General features: G+C 37.5%; 12 protein-coding genes. All 12 read left to right on the top strand.

What is annotated here, in order from left to right; genetic code table 11:
* The first annotated feature begins 9 nt into the window (after positions 1–9).
* The 12 genes from AADJ06_RS02875 to AADJ06_RS02930 all read left to right on the top strand — a co-directional run bounded on the left by AADJ06_RS02875 (position 10) and on the right by AADJ06_RS02930 (position 21,743).
* Complete coding sequence (locus AADJ06_RS02875; protein ID WP_341224891.1) at positions 10–1,254, top strand: hypothetical protein; 1,245 nt, start codon at positions 10–12, stop codon at positions 1,252–1,254.
* A 28-nt stretch (positions 1,255–1,282) separates the two neighbouring features.
* Positions 1,283–2,629, top strand: coding sequence for a pectate lyase (locus AADJ06_RS02880; protein WP_341224892.1), 1,347 nt, complete (start codon positions 1,283–1,285; stop codon positions 2,627–2,629).
* A 41-nt stretch (positions 2,630–2,670) separates the two neighbouring features.
* Positions 2,671–3,513 (top strand): aldo/keto reductase, encoded by an 843-nt coding sequence (locus AADJ06_RS02885; protein ID WP_341224893.1) that lies wholly within the window; start codon positions 2,671–2,673, stop codon positions 3,511–3,513.
* Positions 3,514–3,540: 27 nt separating this feature from the next.
* The gene (locus tag AADJ06_RS02890; RefSeq protein WP_341224894.1) at positions 3,541–4,971 is read left to right on the top strand and encodes a pectate lyase; all 1,431 of its coding nucleotides are present in this window, start codon (positions 3,541–3,543) and stop codon (positions 4,969–4,971) included.
* A complete protein-coding gene (locus tag AADJ06_RS02895; RefSeq protein ID WP_341224895.1) occupies positions 4,968–6,362 on the top strand; it encodes a pectate lyase in 1,395 nt (464 codons plus the stop codon). The genes AADJ06_RS02890 and AADJ06_RS02895 overlap by 4 nt, the downstream gene beginning before the upstream one ends.
* 23 nt (positions 6,363–6,385) lie before the next feature.
* On the top strand, positions 6,386–7,828 hold the full coding sequence (locus tag AADJ06_RS02900; RefSeq protein WP_341224896.1) for a nucleoside hydrolase-like domain-containing protein: 1,443 nt from the start codon (positions 6,386–6,388) through the stop codon (positions 7,826–7,828).
* Between the two features lie 749 nt (positions 7,829–8,577).
* A complete protein-coding gene (locus tag AADJ06_RS02905) occupies positions 8,578–11,757 on the top strand; it encodes a TonB-dependent receptor (RefSeq protein ID WP_341224897.1) in 3,180 nt (1,059 codons plus the stop codon).
* Between the two features lie 23 nt (positions 11,758–11,780).
* Complete coding sequence (locus AADJ06_RS02910) at positions 11,781–13,346, top strand: RagB/SusD family nutrient uptake outer membrane protein (protein ID WP_341224898.1); 1,566 nt, start codon at positions 11,781–11,783, stop codon at positions 13,344–13,346.
* Between the two features lie 181 nt (positions 13,347–13,527).
* On the top strand, positions 13,528–15,063 hold the full coding sequence (locus AADJ06_RS02915; RefSeq protein WP_341224899.1) for a VCBS repeat-containing protein: 1,536 nt from the start codon (positions 13,528–13,530) through the stop codon (positions 15,061–15,063).
* 117 nt (positions 15,064–15,180) lie between these two features.
* Positions 15,181–16,632: a nucleoside hydrolase-like domain-containing protein gene (locus AADJ06_RS02920; RefSeq protein WP_341224900.1), complete on the top strand. Its 1,452-nt coding sequence runs from the start codon at positions 15,181–15,183 to the stop codon at positions 16,630–16,632.
* 467 nt (positions 16,633–17,099) lie between these two features.
* Positions 17,100–20,102, top strand: a complete 3,003-nt coding sequence (locus tag AADJ06_RS02925) for a TonB-dependent receptor (RefSeq protein WP_341224901.1) — start codon at positions 17,100–17,102, stop codon at positions 20,100–20,102.
* Positions 20,103–20,120: 18 nt separating this feature from the next.
* Entirely contained in the window at positions 20,121–21,743 is a 1,623-nt protein-coding gene (locus AADJ06_RS02930; protein ID WP_341224902.1) for a RagB/SusD family nutrient uptake outer membrane protein, read from the top strand.
* The last annotated feature ends 235 nt before the right edge of the window (positions 21,744–21,978 follow it).

The following is a 21,978-nucleotide window of genomic DNA, read 5'->3' on the forward strand; positions in this document are numbered from 1 at the left end:
ACATACTTGATGTTGCTTCTAAGCTTGATTTCTAGCATTGGTTATTCGCAAAATGTAAATCTAGAGAAAATTAATGATGGGCTTTTTACCGATTCATTAAATTCTAAAATTAAAATATACCTAGACTGTGACGACTGCAATGCTTCTTTCTTTAGACGAAATTTAGTGTACTCAGATTTTGTAAGAGATACCAAATTGGCAGATATCCATGTTTTTGTAACGGAACAAAGAACCGCTGCCAATGGAACGGAATATGGTTTTAATTTTATTGGTCAAAACCAGTACAGCGACATTCAGTATAAGCTGAAAACTGTTTCTCCCCAAGACGAAACTGATTTACTGAAATGGGGAAGACTACTCAAAATAGTAGATGCGGGTTTACTTCCATATTTATCCAGAACACCCGACTTTTCAGGAGTGAGAATTGAGCATGATGCAGCCAATATTCCTAAAATGGTTTTTGATGACCCGTGGGATTTTTGGGTTTTTAGACTCGATTTTGGAACAAACTTTAGCGGAGAGAAAAGCAAAAAAGAGTACTCCCTAAATACATCTTTAAGAGCAGATAGGATTACAGATGTGTATAAGTTCAAGTCAGAGTTGGCATATGATTTAGATAAGGAGATTTACAATGACGATGACGAGGTATTTACCAGTGTAAAAAGAGAGTCAGAGTTTAATGCTAGGTTAATATATTCCTTGAATTCTAGGTGGTCTGTAGGCGTTTTTGGTAAGCTTTACTCTTCTACTTATCTGAATTTGAATAAAGCTTTTAATCTAGGCCCTGCTATTGAATATAATATTTTCCCTTGGGATAGGTCTGATAGCAAGGTTTTTACGGTTTCTTATATTGTGAGACCAAATTATTATAGCTACAATCAAGAAACACTTTTTGCCCAAATGGAAGAGTGGCGTACTACGGAAGCCCTGAAGCTCTCTTTACTGCTCAGGCAGCCTTGGGGAGCCATTGAAAACACCATTGAAGGTTCACATTTCTTTCACGATTTTTCAAAGAACAGATTATCGCTTGAGTCAGAAACCTCAGTTAGGGTTTTAAAGGGTTTATTCTTTTTTATGGAAGTAGAGACTGACTTAAGCCATGACCAGCTTTACCTGCCGGCTGGCGATATTACAAGAGAGGCTGTGCTGCTACAGCAGAATAAACTGGCTACCAATTTTGAGATGTCTGGTAAGCTAGGTGTGCGATATACTTTTGGTTCAAACTTTAACAACATTGTTAATCAGCGTTTATAATAATCGGTTGTTTTTAACCCTATATACTATGAAAAAATACATATTAAATTCTTTGTTTTTTTTACTAACCATATCCACCTCTATGGGGCAGCAGTTAGCTTTTCCTACGGCTGAAGGTTTTGGAGCTTATGCCAAAGGTGGCCGCGGAGGTAAGGTAATTTACGTAACCAATCTTCAAGACAGTGGGGAGGGGAGTTTACGCTGGGCGGTAGAGGAAGAAGGCCCACGAACAGTAGTTTTTGCTATTTCGGGTACAATAGAACTTAAAAAGAGACTCGATATTAAAAACCCATTTATAACCATTGCTGGTCAAACAGCACCCGGAGATGGCATTTGCTTAAAAGGAGAATCTGTAAAGGTTTTGACGCATGATGTAATTCTGAGGTATTTACGTGTGCGTTTGGGCGATGGTAAATTTGGAGAAGGTGGCACTAATCAGGGAAAAGATGGCATTGATATTTCTGTAGGTGAAAATATAATAGTAGACCATTGTTCGGCCAGTTGGAGTTTAGATGAGGTGCTTTCTTCGTCTACAAGTAAGCCAACCCTAACTAATGTGACGGTTCAGTGGTGTTTTATTACAGAGGGCTTAAATGTTGATAATCATGGTTATGGTTCTTTGATTCGCGGTACAGGCGGTGCTAAGTATAGCTTTTTAAATAATTTATACGCCCATAATCATGGTCGAAATCCACGCCCTGGTAATTATAATTCCAACCCTTATGATAAAGACCCAGAAGGTTTGCTTCTAGATTTTAGAAACAATGTTCTTTATAACTGGGGAGGCTCACATGCAGGTTATAATGCTGATGCTGTTAGTGTTACAAAATTAAATTATGTTGGCAATTATCTTATTCCAGGAGCAAATTCAAAAGATAACGGCATCGCTTATTCCACTGGTTCTCCTTATAATAAATCCTTTTTTGATGGAAATTACTACAATGACATAATGCCTGAAAATCAATGGGGTTTAGTGAAATTCAAAGAAAGTTGGTCTGCCCAAAACATTCAAGACTATAAACAAGAAAAGGCTTTTAAAGTGGTGCATACGCAAACGGAGGATGCCAAAGTAGCTTATCAAAAAGTACTCGAAATAGGTGGTGCTAATATGCCAAAACGAGATGCCGTAGACCTAAGGATAGTCAATGATGTGAGAACAAGAACTGGAAAAATAGTAGCAAGTCAAGAGGATGTAGGCGGCTGGCCAGTACTAAAAAGTACACCTGCACCGCAGGATACAGATAAAGACGGAATGCCAGATTTATGGGAAACCAAAAATGGCTTAAACCCTAATAATGCTATGGATGGCAATAGCATAGGAACTGATGGCTACACAAATTTGGAGAAGTATTTAAACAATTTTGAAACGGAATAGAAAACCCAAAAGAAATAATAAAAACTCAAAGACAATTACACATGAAAAATAGTATGATTGGTAGTATTAAGGACTTTGCCGTATTAAATAATGGACTGAGAATGCCTTGGTTAGGTCTTGGTGTATATCAAGCAGAAGATGGCCCAGAGGTAGAAAATGCAGTTAAATATGCCTTAGAAGTAGGTTACAGAAGCATAGATACGGCTTCTGTTTATGGAAATGAAATAGGCGTAGGGAAAGCGATAAGAGAAAGTGGTATTCCTAGAGAAGAGATTTTTGTGACCACCAAAGTTTGGAACGAAGACCAACGTCAAAAAAGGACATTAGCTGCTTTTGAAGAAAGCCTAGAGCGTCTAGGACTTGACTATGTCGATTTGTATTTGGTGCACTGGCCAGTAAAGGGTTTTTACAAAGAAACCTGGAAAGTGATGGAGAAGATTTTGGCTAGTGGACGTGCAAAAGCCATAGGTGTTAGTAATTTTTTAGTCAATAGCCTAGAGGATATTTTGGCGGATTGTAAGGTAGTGCCTGCGGTCAATCAAATGGAGTGTCATCCATATTTGCTTCAGCCAGAATTATTGAGCTTTTGTAAGAGCAATGATATTAGAATGGAGGCATGGAGCCCCTTAATGCAGGGCAACATAGTGTCGGTTTCTTTGCTTAAAGTGCTAGCCACAAAGTATAAAAAAACTCCTGCTCAAATAACGCTGAGATGGAATTTGCAGCAGGGAATTGTCACTATTCCTAAGTCTGTAACGCCTAGCCGTATAAAAGAAAATTCAGAGATTTTTGACTTTGAAATATCTGCTCATGATATGTTGGCATTGGATGCCCTAGATAAGGGCAAACGTTTTGGCCCAGACCCTGCAGATTTTAGTTTTTAATTGAAGTGTTTGATTAACAATATGATAATGAAAAAAATAATTTTAACGGTTTTAGCTTCAGTGGCTCTTTTTACGGTTGGTTGGTCGCAGCAGCTTGCCTTTCCTACGGCCGAAGGCTACGGAAAATTTACCAAAGGTGGGCGTGGAGGTGTTGTATTTGAAGTTACAAACCTAAACGATAGCGGCCCAGGAAGTTTAAGGGCGGCAGTAGAAGCCAAAGGACCTAGAACTGTTGTGTTCCATGTTTCAGGAACAATTATACTTGAAAGTGACCTGCGTATTGAAAATCCATATATCACAATAGCAGGACAAACCGCACCTGGAGATGGTATTTGCCTTAGAAAATACCCGCTTATGATTAATGCGGATGAAGTGATTGTTCGCTATATCAGAGTAAGGTTTGGAGACGAAGCATTAAAAGATGCAGATGCGGTTTCGAGTAGGTATGTGAAGAACCTGATATTAGACCACGTTTCGGCCAGTTGGAGTATTGATGAAGTGATGTCTATATATCATGGTGAATACACAACTGTACAGTGGTGTATAATTTCTGAAAGCATGTTTGATTCTAATCATCCCACCAAAGGGAATCATGGATTTGGAGGAATTTGGGGTTCTAATTATAGCACCTATCACCATAACCTTATAGCAAATAACTCAAATCGAAACGTTCGTTTTGCTTCAGGTTGTGGTAATGTAGATTACCGAAACAACGTGATTTATAATTGGGGTTTTGAGTCCACGTATGGTGCTGAATCAATGCAAAAAGGGAATAATAAATTCAATTTCGCTAACATAAATGTAGTTGCCAATTATTACAAACCTGGGCCAGCTACTCAACCCGGCAGATTAACTTCTCAAATAGCAGCTCCTTGGTCACGCAACGGAAATAGCGATTATGGGAAATGGTATATCGCTGAAAATGAAATGGTAGGGAGTAAGGAAGTAACCAACGACAATTGGAAAGGAGTAGCACCTGCATTAACCGCTATTGAAGGTGTGCAAGAAAGCAATCCTGAAAATTTCGCAGCGATTCCAGGCTTAAAACTAGATAAACCATGGGACGCCATGGCCATAAATCAACAAACTGCTAAAGACGCTTTTAATTCTGTGCTCGAAAAAGCGGGAGCTAATCTGCCAAAAAGAGATGCTGTTGATACCCGTATTATAAAGGAAACCCGAACAGGCATTGCAACTTTTGAGGGTGCTTCTTATGAGAAATTTTATGAAGTAGCTGATAAATCAAAGAACTCTGGAATTATAGATTCTCAAAATGATGTAGGCGGCTGGCCAGAATTGAAAAGTGTACCTGCACCGCTGGATACAGACCATGACGGCATGCCAGATGAGTGGGAAGAGCAAAATAAATTGAATAAAAACGACGCAAGAGATAGTAACAAAATAGGCTCAGATGGGTATACCATGCTTGAGAAATATTTAAACAACATTAAACAATGAAAAAGTATGTTTTAACCCTATTTGCATTGGCTCTAATGTTTAGCCTTGCAAGTGCTCAACAACTCGCTTTTCCTTCTGCTGAAGGATATGGGAAATTCTCAAAAGGTGGTAGAGGAGGAGATGTTTACGAAGTAACTAATTTGAATGACAGTGGGGAAGGGAGTTTAAGGCAAGCCGTAGAAGCAGAAGGAGCAAGAACGGTGGTTTTTAGAATCTCTGGAACCATTGAACTTGAATCTGCCTTGGTAATAAAAAATCCATACTTAACCATAGCTGGTCAAACCGCTCCTGGCGATGGTATTTGTCTTAAAAAGAATCCATTGATTATAGCGGCAGACCATGTTATTCTGAGGTACTTAAGAGTAAGACTAGGAAATGAATCTGGCGATGATGCGGATGCTATCTCAAGCAGATATGTGAAAAATTTAATACTCGACCATGTGTCGGCCAGCTGGAGTGTAGACGAAACCATGTCAATTTACCATTGCGACAGTATTACCGTACAGTGGTGTATTATTTCTGAGAGTATGTATAACTCTAATCATATTAAAGGTTCTCATGGTTTTGGAGGAATTTGGGGTTCTAATTTTAGTAGCTATCATCACAATTTATTAGCTCATCATGGTAGTAGAAATCCAAGAATGGCGTCAGGGTCTGGCTATACAGATTATAGAAATAATGTGGTGTATAACTGGGGCTATAACAGCTGTTATGGCGGAGAAAACCAACAAGCGGGCAATGATAAATTCAATTTTTCAAGATTCAATATTGTAGCCAATTATTATAAACCAGGGCCAGCAACTAGTCCAGAAGAAACATCATCACGCTTAGTAAATCCGTCTTTTAGGAATTCTAAGGAGGATTTTGGAAAGTGGTATGTAGCAGACAATTTTATTGAAGGAAATGAAAAAGTCTCTGCCAATAATTGGGATGGGGGAGTGCAGCCATCTGGCGGAGTAGAAAACCTTCAATATGTGAAACTAGAGGAGCCTTGGAAAGCCATGCCCATTCGTGAGCAGTCGGCTGAAGCTGCCTATGTTTTAGTATTGCAGCAGGCGGGAGCCACTCTTCCTAAAAGAGACATTATAGATAGTAGAATTGTCAATGAAGTTAAAGGTGGCTTTGCCAGCTTCGAAGGAGCATCTTATAAAAAGAACAAGCAATTGAAGGATATGTCCGTCCATTCTGGAATAATAGATACACAGTTAGATGTTGGAGGCTGGCCTCTATTAAGATCTATAAACCCACCTACAGATACTGATCATGATGGAATGCCAGATGAGTGGGAATTGAAAAATAAACTAGATAAGAATGACCCTTCAGATAGAAACATGGTTTCTGCAGATGGTTATACCATGTTAGAAAAGTATTTGCATAGCAGAGAAAATTGAGTTTTACTAAATTGAAATAATAAATGAAAAATAGTTTTTTATCAAAAAAGAAAAGAGCATGGGTCTCCATATTTGCTTTAGCCATATTCGTATCAAATATGAGCTTGTATGCCCAAGAAAAGCCAAGGCTATTTGTTCTTACAGATATTGGCGGCGACCCAGATGACCAAATGTCAATGGTGAGGTTATTGACTTATTCTAACCAGATAGATATAGAAGGATTGGTGGCTACCGAAGTTAAAGATGCGGTAAACCCAGACAGAATTTATCAAATAGTAGATGCATACGGCGAAGTCAGAGAAAACCTTGAACTACATGAGCCAGGTTTCCCCAAAGCAGAATATTTGAAGAAAACTATCTCAAAAAGCATTCCAATAGGAGGAATGGCGGGAGTAGGCGAAGGTAAGGATTCGGAAGGGTCAGAGCTTTTAATAAAAGCCGTTGATAAAATAGATGCAAGACCCTTATGGGTAAATGTGTGGGGCGGGCCAAGTGTGCTAGCACAGGCATTATATAAGGTGAAAGCTACTCGGTCAAAAAGTGAATTAGCAAAGTTCGTTGCCAAAATAAGGGTATATGCCATATCAGACCAAGACGATAGCGGACCATGGATTCGTACCGAATTTCCAGAGCTTTTTTATATTGTTACACCGGGTGCAAATGCCGGCGGTGGCTTTCACCACGGCACTTGGATAGGTATAGGTGGCGATAAGTTTCACGGTCGTTTTGGTGGAGCAGATTTTGAGTTGGTTACCAATGAATGGTTAGAGCGTAATATTCGTGAAAAAGGACCACTTGGGAAGATGTACCCACATTGGGAATTCATGATGGAAGGTGACACACCTGCGTTTTTATTTTTGGTAAATAATGGACTAAATAGCCCTGGAAATCCAAATTGGGGCGGATGGGGTGGTCGTTATGAATACTATTTGCCCAAAACAGAAAAGTGGTTTTATCAACCAGAAACACATCCAATCTGGACCAACGCAGATGATGAAGTCTTAGGAAATGATGGGCAATGGCATGAAACCAATCAAGCAACAATCTGGCGATGGAGAGAAGCCTATCAGAATGATTTTGCCGCTCGTATGGATTGGACTATTAAATCATATGATAAAGCGAATCATCCGCCAGTCGTGAAATTGGAAACGCCTACTTACATCAAAGCCAAAAAAGGCGAACGAGTAGATTTGAGTGCGGTGGGTACTACAGACCCCGATGGCGATTTACTTTCTTATGAGTGGTTTTGTTATGAGGAGCCAGGAACCCGTGGTATGTCAAATTCGCGTTCAGGCGTAAAGCATGATATCATTGGTTTTGATAAACAGAAAGCATGGCTTCATGTTAAAAATAGCCGTGTGATGCCTCCTGGTACAGGTACTATGCATATTATTCTTGCTGTTACTGATAATGGTTCGCCTCGTCTTACACGCTATGAACGGGTTATTATTGATGTAATTGAATGAAAAAACAAAGAGGCTGTTCTTTAGAGGTAGCCTCTTTAGTATGGTGTTTCTAGTGTTACTTTTTTATCGTTTGATTCATCAAGAAATCCTAACTTTAATTGATTTCAAGGCCTGAGAGTCAATAATGCTAAATGTTTTTAGGTGATGTGTATGGCGTTCTTACACATTCTACTGAAAGGTTGAAATAAAAATATATCTTCATATAACTCAATATTGTGGATAGTTAAGTGACCAAATTTATATCAATTATGCTTCGCTAAATTACTTTTAAATTCTACCAGATAAGGGCTACTTGCCTAAGTTGAAAGTCAAGGTCAATACACTATAATATTAATTAATTGTGCTAATTCTAAATTTAGGATTAGCTAAGGACTTACGCCTTTTTTTAAAGCGTTAAAGCTAAAACCTCTTACCTCACATTCAGGTGTTCGTGATAGATTATTTTGGTCTCGTTAAAGGCTGATATGTTTTCTCTTTCATTTAATGATATTTTGACAAAAAGAGCGGTTTATAAAATAAATAGATAATTATAATAAATATAGAAATGCTTTCGGGAACGTTTCCGAAAGCATTTGTGGGGTAAAAGAAAAAAAAAGAAACAAATATTCGTGGTTTACAATTGTATTTTAAGGTTTAAGAATATAGATTTAGTCTTTATTGTACACTTTTCTATTGAAAAAATCACATTTATTTAAGAAGAGAAAACGATACTAACCGTTCATTTTTTTAACCTTTTTAAAACTATTTTTATGACTAAATATTTACAAAACTATTCTCAGCGAATAGGTAAATTATCTAAACTGAGATGGTTTATCTTTATTTTTCTGACTTCATTTTTTTACTCGAACAATTCCCTCGCACAGTCGAGTGTATCTGGGAAAATTATGATGGCGAATGGCGATGGGCTACCAGGGGCTTCTGTGGTAGTAGAGGGTACTTCAAGTGGTACTACTTCGGATGAAAATGGGAATTTTAGTTTGAACTTGCCAAGAAATGCTTCGAACTTGATTTTCAGTTTTATTGGTTACGTAAATCAAACAATTCCAATAAATGGTAAATCTGTTTTTAATGTAACCCTAACCGAAGATGATTCTCAGTTAGAGGAGGTTATCGTTGTAGGTTATGGTACTCAAAGAAAGAGCGACTTAACGGGTTCGGTTTCTTCTGTATCAGCGGAAGAACTTACCGCATCACCTATTACCTCTATGGAGCAAGGGCTTCAGGGTAGAGTGGCAGGTGTTAATATAACTAGTAACTCAGGTGCTCCGGGCGGAGGGGTAAGTGTTAAAATTAGAGGTACTACTTCTATTTTGAACGGAAACGAGCCTTTATACGTAATTGATGGATTTCCTATAACGGGTCAGTCACAGTTCAGTACAAATGCTGGGCGTGGTTATGACAACAGTACAGGGACTGATTATACAGTGAACCAAAATCCTTTAGCCTCACTAAATCCTTCAGATATTGAATCAATTGAAGTTTTAAAAGATGCTTCAGCTGCCGCAATTTATGGGGTTAGAGGAGCAAACGGGGTAATATTAATTACTACAAAGAGAGGTAAGTCTGGGAAAGCAGCTATTTCCTATAATGGTTATACTGGTACGCAGTCACTTTCCGATAAAATAGAAATGATGGGTTCTGAAGATTATCAAAAAATATATAATGATGCTGCCGCAAACAGTCCAATACCCGACCCCGTTGTATTTTCAAATGCTCCTGAGAATGATATAGATTGGCAAAATTTAATTTTCAGAAAAGCTATAATTCAAAACCACCAATTAAGTGTAAGTGGCGGTTCAGATAAAACTAAGTATAGTGTTTCTGGAAGCTATTTTAATCAAAATGGTATTATCAAAGGTTCTGATTTCTCAAGATATTCTCTTAGAGCTAATACAGATATAAGTGCATCGGATAAATTAAAAATTGGAACATCAATTAATATATCAAGATCTATAAATAATGCGGCGGAAACAGAAGGTGAGGCTACAAACAGTATAACGGCCACCGCCTTACAAATGTCTCCTATCTTGTCTATCTATCAGCCTGATGGAACCTATTCTAGTAATAGATTTTTGCCAGCAGCAGTACCAGATGCTCAAGGTTCTAGGAATCCTGTTGCTTTTATTAATGAATTTTCTGACCAAAGTGTAAATACTAGAGTTTTAGGCTCATTGTTTGGCGAGTACGCCATCATGGAGAATTTGAAATTAAAAGTGAGTGTGGGTGCAGATTTAGAAAATAGAAACAGACACGTTTATAGAACTTCTTTGTTTGATAATATAAACCCGCTGAACTCTGCAGATGTAAGTTCTGTAGACAGAACTTCTTTGCTAAATGAAAATACACTGAACTATAATAAAAGCTTCGGTAAGCACGGACTACAGGTTTTAGCTGGTTATACCATTCAAAAGGAAACTGAAGAGTATAGGTCAATAGGTGGTCGTGGATTTGCAACAGACATTACGGGAGCCTATGATTTAGGAGCTGGCTCTGTTACTCCATCTGTAAATTCACTTTATGCTGATTTTAGTATTCTCTCAACCTTAGGAAGAGTTAACTATAACTATGATGATAGGTTCTTACTAACGGTTACAGGACGTAGAGACGGTTCTTCTAAATTTGCAGAGGGTAATAAATATGCGTTTTTCCCTTCTTTAGGTGGTGCATGGAGAATTTCAAACGAAAGCTTTATGCAGGGGTCTAGCTTATTTTCAAATTTAAAATTAAGAGCAGGCTGGGGACAAGTGGGTAACCAAGAATTGCCAACATACAGGTCTTTAGCCTTGTTACAATCAGATCCTTATAACTTTGGGAATGGAACTATAGTAAATGGTTTTTCTCCATTGCGTGTGGCTGTGCCAGGTTTAACATGGGAAATAACAAGCCAAACAAATGTTGGATTAGATGCTTCTATTTTACAGGGTAGGTTTAACGCAACGCTTGATTATTATGTAAAGAAAACCAAAGACTTATTGCTTGAAGTGAATTTACCAGAGACTTCTGGTATTCTTGACCCTTCCGTTCAAAACTTAGGTGAAATGGAAAATGTTGGTTGGGAACTAGCCATGGACGGTACATTAATAAGAGCTGATGATTTCAGATGGAAACTCGGTTTCAATGTTTCACATAATAAAAACACAATTACCTCATTAGGCAAGCCGTCTGAGGTGGGTACTGGAGACCAATCGTATGAAATTGCTCAGCCTACTTTTGCTGGGTCTACTCCAAGGTCTTATGTTACTGTAGGACAGTCTGTTGGAGTGTTTTATGGTTACAAAACCGATGGTCTTTATAGAAGTCAAGCAGAGGCTGATGCTGGTCAAGAGATACAACCTGGTGTTTTGCCAGGAATGATTAGGTATGTAGATGTCAATGGAGACGGAGTGCTTAACAGTTCTGATAGAACTGTAATTGGTAACCCTCATCCTGATTTTATATATGGTATGAATACCAGTTTTGATTATAAAAACTTTCAATTAAGGTTATTTGCTCAAGGTCAGAAAGGTGGTGAAGTTTATAATTCAATGAGAAGGTTTAATTCAACAGTAACAAGAGGGCAAAATGTTATGGCTGAAGTAGCAGATTATTGGTCTCCACAAAATACGGATGCTGTTTGGCCTACACCAATACAAACATCTCCTACAGTGGGAGGAACTGGAAATATGGGTGATTCGGACTTTTTTATAGAAGATGCTAGCTATTTGAGAATGAAGGAAATAACCTTGACTTATAACTTTCCAGCAAACTTTTTGGGCAAATTAGGAGGGTCTATTTATGTAACTGGACAAAATATGTTTACGCTAACTAACTATTCAGGTTACAATCCCGACACAAATGGTAGATCTAATGTAAGAGGTTCATTTGGTTGGGATATTAGCACTTATCCTTTAGCTAAGACTACTTTAATTGGTTTGAAATTAGACTTCTAATTCGAAAAATAATAATACGAGATATGAAAAATTTAAAATATATAATGTTGTTTTCAATAGCCGTTTTTACATTCGGCTGTGAAGATTTCCTTGCTGAGGTGCCTAAAGACTCCATCTCTCCAGTTAATTTTTATCAAACTAGTCAAGATGCATTATCAGCCGTAAATGGGGCATATGCTGCTCTTAGAGTAAATGATTATTACTCTAGATATTGGATGACCTCCAGCAGTCTAGCTTCAGACGGTACCTACTCTAGGCTGGGAACTACCAGTGATCGTGGAGTTATTATACATCTTAATGATGTTGGTATGGTAACTAGTAATAGATATAATATAGCTATTTGGGGAGCAGTTTGGCAAGCAGTAAATAGAGCGAATGCTGTTTTGGATAATGTACCAAATATTGAAATGGATGAAACGCTTAAAGCAAGAGTACTAGGTGAAGCTAAGTTTTTAAGAGCCTTAACCTATTTTAATATGGTCAGAAGATGGGGCGGCGTGCCACTTCTTTTAAATGAAACAAATACCTCCGAAATTAGCGAACTACAAGTTTCAAGAAATAGTGCCGACGAAGTATATGCTCAAATTGTAAAAGATTTAAGTGAGGCAATAACTGTTTTACCAAATATTAATTCTTACGGTAGTAATGATATTGGGCGTGCATCTAAAGAAGCAGCTCAAGGATTACTAGCTAAAGTTCAGCTTTATCTTAAAGATTGGAATAATGCTAAAACAAATGCATTAGCAGTGATTAACTCTCCTTCAGGTTTAGACTTAGTGCCAGACCCAAAAGACAACTGGTGGACTGGAAATGGGAATGTTGATAATAATGTTGAGAGTATTTTTGAGGTACAGTATAATGGTATTGCTCCTCAAGGGCATGCACTAGGTAATAATTATGAGCCTAACTCTTCAGGATATGGTCCTGGTCAGTGGGGTACTATTATTGGGTCTCTTTGGTGGTATAATCAGTTTGAAGAAAATGATAAAAGAAAAGAAGCGACATGGCTAACTGAATATCCAGATCCTAGTGCAGATACACTAATACAATGGCAAGAGTTCCGATACCCAGCACCTCATGTAAATAAGTATAGAGACCCTCTAAACAAAGTAGGTGATGGGATGGCTTATAATATAAAAGTGTTACGTCTTGCCGATGTTTTATTGACAGCTGCCGAGGCTATTAATGAAAGCGAAGGACCGGGAGGTGCTTTTCAATACGTAAATAGGGTAAGACAAAGAGCTGGTTTAGATGATCTATCAGGTCTTTCTAAAGATCAACTTAGAGATGCTATTTATTTAGAGTTTAGGAAGGAACTATGCTATGAAGGTCAAGATTATGAGGAATTGGTAAGACAGGGTAACTTAATAAAGAATAAAGCGGCCTATTCTACCTATACTATTCCAACAATGTATGACGACAATGGAAATGTTGTTACACCTTCTGAGGCATTGATTGCCGACATAAGATTAAGACAACCAGTTTTGAATAACTATGAATTGAATGATTGGAATAGTATCTTTCCTTTACCTCAAACAGCATTAGATAGAAATCCGAACTTAACGCAAAATCCGGGTTATCCGCAATAGTTTACTTTTCGGTTAACTTAGAAACTTAGAGGATGTTTGATAATTCAAACATCCTCTTTTTCTTGAAAATATGTAGTAATATTAAAACGTAGTTTACTTCATAAGACTATTCAGAATGATGTTTAGCACAGTGCTTATTAAAGAACATGAGAATTATAGTTTAGTCAGATTATTATAAAAAATGCAATTACACCTAGTCAAATACTTTTTAATAGCTTCAGCTCTTTTAACGTCTTGCAATACTAGCAAAAAGAATGAATTAAGTATGTCTGGTGAAGCATTGTCAAAAGCGTATTGCGGAAGCTGTCATGCTTATACAGAACCCAGTTTACTAGATAAAAATACTTGGAAATATGGTGTTTTACCTCAGATGGGACACAGGTTAGGTATTTATGAAAATCAAACAAGAGCTAGCCTTATTGAACAAGGTCAGATAACGAACCTGCAAGATGTTTTTCCAGCAAAGCAAGTTTTGAGTAATGAAGAATGGGAAGCCATAAAAAAGTACTTTCAAGAAAATGCACCCGATAAATTAGACATTCCTAAAAAGGAAGTTGAAATCAAAGACCTTAAAGTTACTATTCCAGACTTTCATGTGGCTCCACCAATGGTTACTGCTATAAAATATAACAAAGAACTAAATCAAGTTTATGTGGCGGACACAAAAGAAGAGTTTAGTGCCATTAATATTTTAGATAAAGATTTAAATTCAATAAGTACATTGGCACTCCCGTCACCTATATCGCATATCAGCAATAAAGGCGACACCATTATAGCCACATTAATGGGAAGTTTTACACCTACTGATATTGCAAGTGGAAGTTTGATTAAAATATTCAAAAGACCCGGAGAAAAGGAGTATAAAGGTTTCAAATCTGTATTAAAAGGACTTCAAAGACCTGTTCAGTCAACCTTAGTTGATGTGAATAATGATGGATTGGAAGATGTTATTGTTTGCGAATTCGGAAATCATACTGGTAAATTAAGTTTGCACATAAAACAAAAGAACGGACAGTATAAGCAGCAAATATTATCAGCAGACCCAGGTGCGACCGCTGTAGAAATTACAGACCTAAATAAAGATGGTTTAAAAGACATAATGGTACTTATGTCTCAGGGAAAGGAACGTATTGATGTTTATTACAATTTAGGAGAAGGTAATTTTACGCTTAAAACAATATTGAAATTTCCACCACTATATGGTTCAACTTCGTTTTCTGTACTTGATTGGAATAAAGACGGTTATGAAGATGTCGTTTATGTTAATGGTGATAACGCTGATTTTTCAAGATTCCTCAAGCCCTATCATGGCTTAAGGATTTACTTGAACGATGGAAAAGATAATTTTAACGAAGCTTTTTTTCAGCATCAGAACGGAGCTTATAAGGCTATCGTTCAAGATTTTGACAAGGATGGTGATTTAGATATTTCGCTCATTTCTTACTTTCCAGATTTAATCAACTCGCCTACAGAAGGCTTCATTTTTATGGAAAATCAGGGTGGAAAAGAAGATTTTAAATTTGAATTCCGCAGTTTTAATCGAGCGTCTCAAGGGAGGTGGTTAGTTATGGAAACTGTAGATTTTAATCAAAATAATAACAAAGGTCTTTTATTAGGCTCTTTTAGTGGAATGGCTATAAATGGAGACAATACAGGTGAAGTTGCTCAAAAGTTTGCCCAAAAATCTCCAACCATAGTTTTACTAAATTTCGAGTGAAAATACCCATAGTTTTAATCAATTACAGGGTAAAAAGAAAGCCATTTTTGCACAAAAGTGAACTATAGGAGAAACGAAAAAACGATCGCAATATATACGTAAATACAAATCATAAAAATGAAAAGACAATCTTATAAAGCAGTTAAGCTGTTTACAATTTTGGCTCTGCTATTTGGGACAACCCTTAGTTTTTCTCAAAAAAAAGGAGACCAAAAGACAAGGGTAATTATAACTTCAGATGGCGAAATTGACGACGAATGCTCGCTCGTTCGTTTCCTTCTTTATGCTAACGAATGGGACATTGAAGGCATTGTGACATCTAGTTCGCAGTATCACTGGCATGGTCATAATTGGGCTGGTGATGACTGGATAGAGCCAAGTTTAGAAGCCTATGCCGCCGTTTACCCTAATTTAATAAAGCATGATAAAAACTATCCTACTCCACAGTATTTGGCAGAGCACACTTTCCTGGGCAATGTAGAAACAGAAGGGGAGATGGAGCTTATAACAGATGGTTCGCAGCACATAGTTAAAGTATTATTAGATGAGTCTGATGATAGACCAGTTTGGCTACAGGCTTGGGGAGGAACCAATACCATTGCCCGTGCTTTAAAAACTATAGAGGAAGAGCATCCTGAGAAAATGCAGTATGTGGCCAATAAAATGCGTTTCTTCTTTATTTGGGAGCAAGACAAAACCTATCAAGAATACATTCGCCCACACTGGGGTAAGTATAATATCATGACTATCATTTCTGATCAGTTTGAAGCCATAGCTTATCGTTGGAAAATAGCACAACCAGAAAAAATGCACCAATATTATGATGGAACATGGATGAAAGAAAACATTTTGACTAATCATGGTCCGCTTACGGCATCATATAAATCTCATACAGGTGATAAAGATGGTTTTGTAGATGGTGATTTTCGCTCCGAAGGAGACTCTCCGGCTTTTATGCATACCATAGTTACTGGTTTAGGAAATTTAGATAATCCTGACTGGGGTGGCTGGGGAGGTCGTTATGTCAAAGTGAGGGAGAATACGTGGTTAGACCCTGTGCCTGATAAGTCATACGAATATCCAGCAGGAAGATGGTACGGAAGCAACGGCTGGGGAAGAAGTAGTTTAAGGGAAGGTTCGAAATCTACAACCGAACAGCGTAGCGAGTATTTTAAACCTATCTGGCGATGGTCTGATGCTTTTCAAAATGACTTTGCCGCTCGTGCAGATTGGTGTGTAAAATCTTTTGAAGAATCTAATCATCCTCCAGTAGTCAAACTTGGAAATGCTAATTATCTAAAAGCTCAAGCGGGTGCCAAAATTAAACTAAGTGCTAAAGGAACTATGGATCCAGATGGCGACCAGCTTTCTTACACTTGGTGGCAATATCAAGAAGCCGATTCATATGAAGGTGAGGTGCAAATTTTAAATAGTTCAAAGCAAGTAGCTTTTACCAGCGTTCCTTCTGATGTTAAAAAGGGGCAAACTATACATTTAGTTTGTGAAGTAAATGATAATGGCGTGCCACAGCTTACAAGGTATCAGCGAATAGTTATTGAAGTGAAATAAAACAGCTTCACATCCAAGTCAATTGGTGTTACCAATTATACTTAATAAGCCCTCATTTGTATGGGGGCTTTTGTTTTGCCCTATGTTTACTTAATTAACAATTACAAATTCATATTTATTGGTTTGAGTTCAATCTAGGTGCTGCTGTTGAGCCTTTTAGGGCTAATTCTAAAGCCAAACGGTTTTTTAAGAGAAGTTTCTATTACTTTCTTATGTTTTCGAAATCGCCAGAATAGTAATGAAAGTATGCGAAAAGTGACGATTTGTAGATGTTTTCTATCTCAAAAGAAACTAAAAGAAAACAAACGAAGATAAATATCAAATTTAGTAACAGGAATTACAGTATTTTGATATAAATTTGCATTATAAAATGCAATTCGACTATAAACGAAGCATAACGAAAACAATCGAATTGCGTTTAAAATACTTTAATTATCAATTGTTCATCCTTAATTATTTTAAACTTTATGGCAAAAGCTGTACTAAATCATGCCTTTAATAGGCTGATGAGGATTAGATGGGGCATAGTAGTTTCATTTATGATTTTTACATCATTAAATGTTATGGCTCAATCAAGAGTGACAGGAAAAGTAAGCATCGAGAATGGTGAGGCTCTTCCTGGGGCATCGGTTGTGGTAGAAGGTACTTCTAATGGTACTACCACAAATTCTGACGGAAATTTTTCAATTTCGGTACCAAGTGGTTCTAGTAATTTAGTATTTAGCTTTATTGGCTATGAAAGCCAAACGGTTTCTGTTGGTGGGAAAACTACTATTAATGTAATGTTGAATGAAGATTCGGCGGAGCTTTCTGAGGTGGTAGTTATTGGTTATGGAACTGTTCGCAGGCGTGATTTGACAGGTGCGGTAACTTCTATTAAGAGTGAAGATATCAGGCAAGTGCCAGCTCAAAATCCTTTAGAGTCTATTCAAGGTAAAGTGGCTGGGGTAGACATTACACGTAGTAATGGATCTGCATCTTCCGGAATTAACATTACCATTCGTGGAAATAGATCTATTGGAGCAGGAAATGGCCCTTTATTTATTGTAGACGGTATTCAAACAGGAAGTATTGACAATATTAATCCTAATGATATAGAGTCTATGGAGTTTTTGAAAGATGCTTCATCTACAGCTATTTACGGATGGCAAGGAGCAAATGGTATTGTCATTGTGACCACAAAAAAAGGTTCATCAGGAAAAGCTAGAGTTTCTTTTAACACTTATTACGGAACGTCAAAGGTATCTAGATATCCCACTGTTTTAGATGGTCCTGGATATGTGGCTCTTAAAAGAGAAGCAAATAGAACTGTAGGCAACTGGAATTCTCCAGCCGATGATGCAGCTATTTTTAATGGTCAAGAGCTAGAAGCTATCCAGAATAATGACTGGATAGACTATCGAAAAGAGCTATTGAGTAACGGTACGCAGCAAAACTACAACTTAGGTGTAAATGCAGGTAACGATAAAACTAAGGTGTTTTTCTCTTTAGATTATTTCAATGAGAAAGGTATTCTAAAGTTTGACGAGTCAAAGAGGTACTCCTTAAGAGCAAATGTAGATCAGACCATAAATAATTGGGTTAAAGTAGGTGTTCAAAGTCAGGTTACAACTAGAGACGAAAGCTACCGCAGAGACCCATTAAACATGGCTAATAAAATTATTCCATTGGGTACCATTTATGATGACAATGGCGAGTTTATCATTTTCCCACTAAGTGGCTCTTCTATAAGTCCATTGGCAGATGAGCAGCCAGATATATTCTCTAATACGGGTAAGAAAACTAACATCCTGGCCAACGCATACTTAGAGGTAAAGCCATTAAAAGACTTAACTTTTAGATCAAATTTTGGAGCAAATATAGGATTCTCTAGAGTGGGTTTGTTTGAAGCTTCTAACAGTATAAGTAGAAATGGTGGAAACAGTTATGCAGCTATCAATTCATCAAATAGCAGGTTTATTAATTGGGATAACATATTGACTTTCAGTAAGGAGATAAATGATCATGGTTTTACTTTAACGGCCCTGAGTAGTTATGTTGAAAACCTATCAGATAACGTTTCAGCTTCTGGTCAGTCTCAATTATTACCAGCTCAGCTATATTATGCACTGGGTAATGCTCCTAATAATATTGCTATCAGTAGCGAATTTGAAAAATGGAATGTTCTTTCTTTTGCTGGGCGTTTAAACTACAACTACAAAAGCAAGTATTTATTAACACTTACAAATCGTGCTGATGGTGCTTCTAGGTTATCTGCAGGTAATAAATGGGCGTTCTTCCCATCTGTAGCCGTAGCTTGGCAGGTTGGTGATGAAGACTTTATGGCTAACCAAGATTTGTTTTCTGACTTAAAAGTTAGGCTAAGTTATGGTGTAGCAGGTAACTCTGGTATTTCTCCTTATGGTACACAAAGTACACTTACAAGAGTGCCTATGGCTTTCGGTGAAACTAGTGCACAGGGTTTTACATTCTCACCCCTATTGGGTAATTCAGAAGCAGGATGGGAGTTGTCAAAAACTAAGAACTTAGGTTTTGATATGGGTTTCCTTAAAAATAGATTGACTGCTTCTATTGATATTTATGATACGCGTACGTCCGATTTGCTATTGCCAAGAGGATTGCCACCTACCACAGGTGTTAAAACTGTTTATCAAAACATTGGTAAAACAAGAAACAATGGAGTTGAGATTGCTATAAATTCGATGAATGTAAGGTCAAAAGATTTCACTTGGAATAGCACATTAACTTTTACGCATAACAAAGAGCGTATTGAGTCACTTGTGACTGAAGGGGTTGATGATATTGGTAATGGATGGTTTGTAGGTGAGCCTATTCGCGTATTTTATGATTATGAAAAAATAGGCATTTGGCAAACTTCAGAAGCAGACGAAGCTGCTAAATTTGGACAAGAGCCAGGTGATATTAAAGTTAAAGACCAAAATGGCGATGGTGAAATTGATGCACTAAATGATAGATTAGTATTGGCTGGTCAAAACAGGCCTAACTGGTATGGTGGTTTGAACAATAAATTTAGTTATAAAGGTTTTGACTTAAGTGTTTACTTGTTCGCTCGTTGGGGACAAACTATTAGCCCATCTTTCCTAAGTAGGTATGACCGTCAGTCTAACTTAAGTAACAGTACTACGGTTATTGACTACTGGACACCAGAAAACCCTACTAATGAATATCCACGTCCTAATGCTAACGTATCAGGTGCTTCTACCTTATACTGGAGTACTTTGGGTTATGTAGACGGTTCTTATTTAAGAATCAGAAACCTTTCATTAGGCTATACTTTCCCTATACAGGAAAAGTCATTCTTTAATAGCTTGAGAGTGTATGGAACGGCTACTAATCCGGTTACTTGGACTAAGAGCTCTAAGCTTGATGAGTATGATCCAGAAAGAGGCGGCGGAGAAAGTAGCCCAATGTTGAAAAATGTAGTATTCGGACTTAACGTCGGATTTTAATTCTAAAAACTTATTAAGATGAAAAAAATATTAATTCTATTTCTTTCAGTTGTAGCTAGCTCTTGTTCAGATTTACTTACTGAATATAACCCTTCAGGGCTAACGGCTGAAGCTGTGTACTCTACCCCAGAGGGTTTTGAGTCGCTAGTTAACGCCGCTTATGGCTATCAAAGATGGTGGTATGGTAAAGAAGAAGCATATAATATCTCAGAAACGGGTACAGACCTATGGACCAGTGCTGCAGGAGATGTTTATACCGACCTTACCCAGTATGTTAATCTTCAGGCTACTAACAGGCCTTTAGATAATGAATGGACAGCTTTATATGCTGGTGTAAACTTATGTAATGCAGGTATAAATCAGATAGAGAATGTTGAGTTTGCACCTGCGGTAAAAGCTCAGAGAGAAGCCGAACTTCGTTTCTTAAGAGCCTTTTATTACTGGCATATTGTAGAAACTTGGGGTGGGGTACACTTTACTTTAGAAGAGACTAAAGGCATTGCAACTACTGCAAATAAAACACCAGTAGATACCTTTTATGCTCAAATTTTCGAAGATTTAAATTTTGCTACACAAAATTTGGCAAGTACCACATCTGATTATGGAAGAGTTACTAAGCCAGCGGCTATGTCGTTTTTAGCTAGAATTTATCTTACTCGAGGCATGAATGCAGAGGCCAGTGCAATGGCAAAAGAAGTGATAAACGGAGGTTTTGGTTTTGAGTTAGAGTCTGACTATAAGTCGCTTTGGGATATGAGTAATAATCAGAACAAAGAGATAGTATATGCCGTAAATTATTCTACTAATTTAACTCTGAATGATTTATACAACTCTTCTACAAACGTAACAGGTCATGGAAGGGGTAGTAATAATGGTCATTTACATTTCTTAATGAAATATGATAACCTTCCTGGCTTAACTAGAGCTATTGAGTATGGAAGACCGTTTAATAGATACATGCCTACTCGTTTTCTTTTAGACCTTTATGGTGAAGGAGATTCGCGTTATGAAGGTACCTTCATGGAGCTGTGGACTGCTAACTCTGGAACTAGACCTGCAGGTATGAACCTTGGTGATACAGCAGTGGTAGCTACCAGAACTACATTTACTAAACCGGCTGGAGCCAACTATCAAGTTTATAACAGAAATGATATTTATAATGAAGATGGTACTGTGAAGGATAAGCTTCGCTATCCAACACTTATTAAGCACATGGATGACTCAAGAGCTAGTTTTAACGAAGCTCAAAGTGCTAGAGATGCTTACGTAATACGTTTTGCAGAATTATATTTGATAGCTGCAGAGGCCGAAATGAAACTTGGAAACTTACAAGCTGCGGCAGATTTTGTGAATGTGGTTAGAGCTAGAGCTGCTAGACCAGGCATGGAAGACGCCATGAAGGTGGCTGCTACAGATATGACTTTAGATTTTATTTTGGACGAGCGAGGTAGAGAGTTTGCTGGTGAGCAGTTACGCTGGTTTGACCTAAAAAGAACGGGTAAACTGGTGGAGCGTGTTAAGAAGTATAACCCAAATTCTATAGGTATCCAGGCTTTTCATATGACAAGGCCTGTTCCTCAGAATCAATTGGACGCAGTAACAAATCGTGATGAGTTTACTCAAAACGAGGGCTATCAATAAGCGTATTAAGTTTTAGTGTATTTTGGTAAATGGAAAAGGGGGGAGATGTGGCTATGCCGTGTTTCCTCCTTTTTTTGCTTTGTGAAAAGCTTCGTATTTACTTTTTTAAAAATAAAATTTAGGTTTATTCTATAAAGTTTGGCTAGCTAAGATTGATTTTGTTCGATAAAATAGTACATTTCGACAATAGAGGGTTTAGGCGTATATCTGAGCTAGTATTTCATTTATTTTCGTT

Origin of the sequence: uncultured Arcticibacterium sp., from assembly GCF_964021845.1 — a bacterium.
Taxonomy (GTDB): Bacteria; Bacteroidota; Bacteroidia; order Cytophagales; family Spirosomataceae; genus Arcticibacterium.

Bases quoted from the DNA above. Each gene is read 5' to 3' on its own strand.
- AADJ06_RS02900 (WP_341224896.1), top strand. From the start codon at position 6,386: ATGAAAAATAGTTTTTTATCAAAAAAGAAAAGAGCATGGGTCTCCATA.
- AADJ06_RS02920 (WP_341224900.1), top strand. From the start codon at position 15,181: ATGAAAAGACAATCTTATAAAGCAGTTAAGCTGTTTACAATTTTGGCT.
- AADJ06_RS02880 (WP_341224892.1), top strand. From the start codon at position 1,283: ATGAAAAAATACATATTAAATTCTTTGTTTTTTTTACTAACCATATCC.
- AADJ06_RS02925 (WP_341224901.1), top strand. From the start codon at position 17,100: ATGGCAAAAGCTGTACTAAATCATGCCTTTAATAGGCTGATGAGGATT.
- AADJ06_RS02890 (WP_341224894.1), top strand. From the start codon at position 3,541: ATGAAAAAAATAATTTTAACGGTTTTAGCTTCAGTGGCTCTTTTTACG.
- AADJ06_RS02905 (WP_341224897.1), top strand. From the start codon at position 8,578: ATGACTAAATATTTACAAAACTATTCTCAGCGAATAGGTAAATTATCT.
- AADJ06_RS02930 (WP_341224902.1), top strand. From the start codon at position 20,121: ATGAAAAAAATATTAATTCTATTTCTTTCAGTTGTAGCTAGCTCTTGT.
- AADJ06_RS02915 (WP_341224899.1), top strand. From the start codon at position 13,528: ATGCAATTACACCTAGTCAAATACTTTTTAATAGCTTCAGCTCTTTTA.
- AADJ06_RS02895 (WP_341224895.1), top strand. From the start codon at position 4,968: ATGAAAAAGTATGTTTTAACCCTATTTGCATTGGCTCTAATGTTTAGC.
- AADJ06_RS02875 (WP_341224891.1), top strand. From the start codon at position 10: ATGTTGCTTCTAAGCTTGATTTCTAGCATTGGTTATTCGCAAAATGTA.
- AADJ06_RS02910 (WP_341224898.1), top strand. From the start codon at position 11,781: ATGAAAAATTTAAAATATATAATGTTGTTTTCAATAGCCGTTTTTACA.
- AADJ06_RS02885 (WP_341224893.1), top strand. From the start codon at position 2,671: ATGAAAAATAGTATGATTGGTAGTATTAAGGACTTTGCCGTATTAAAT.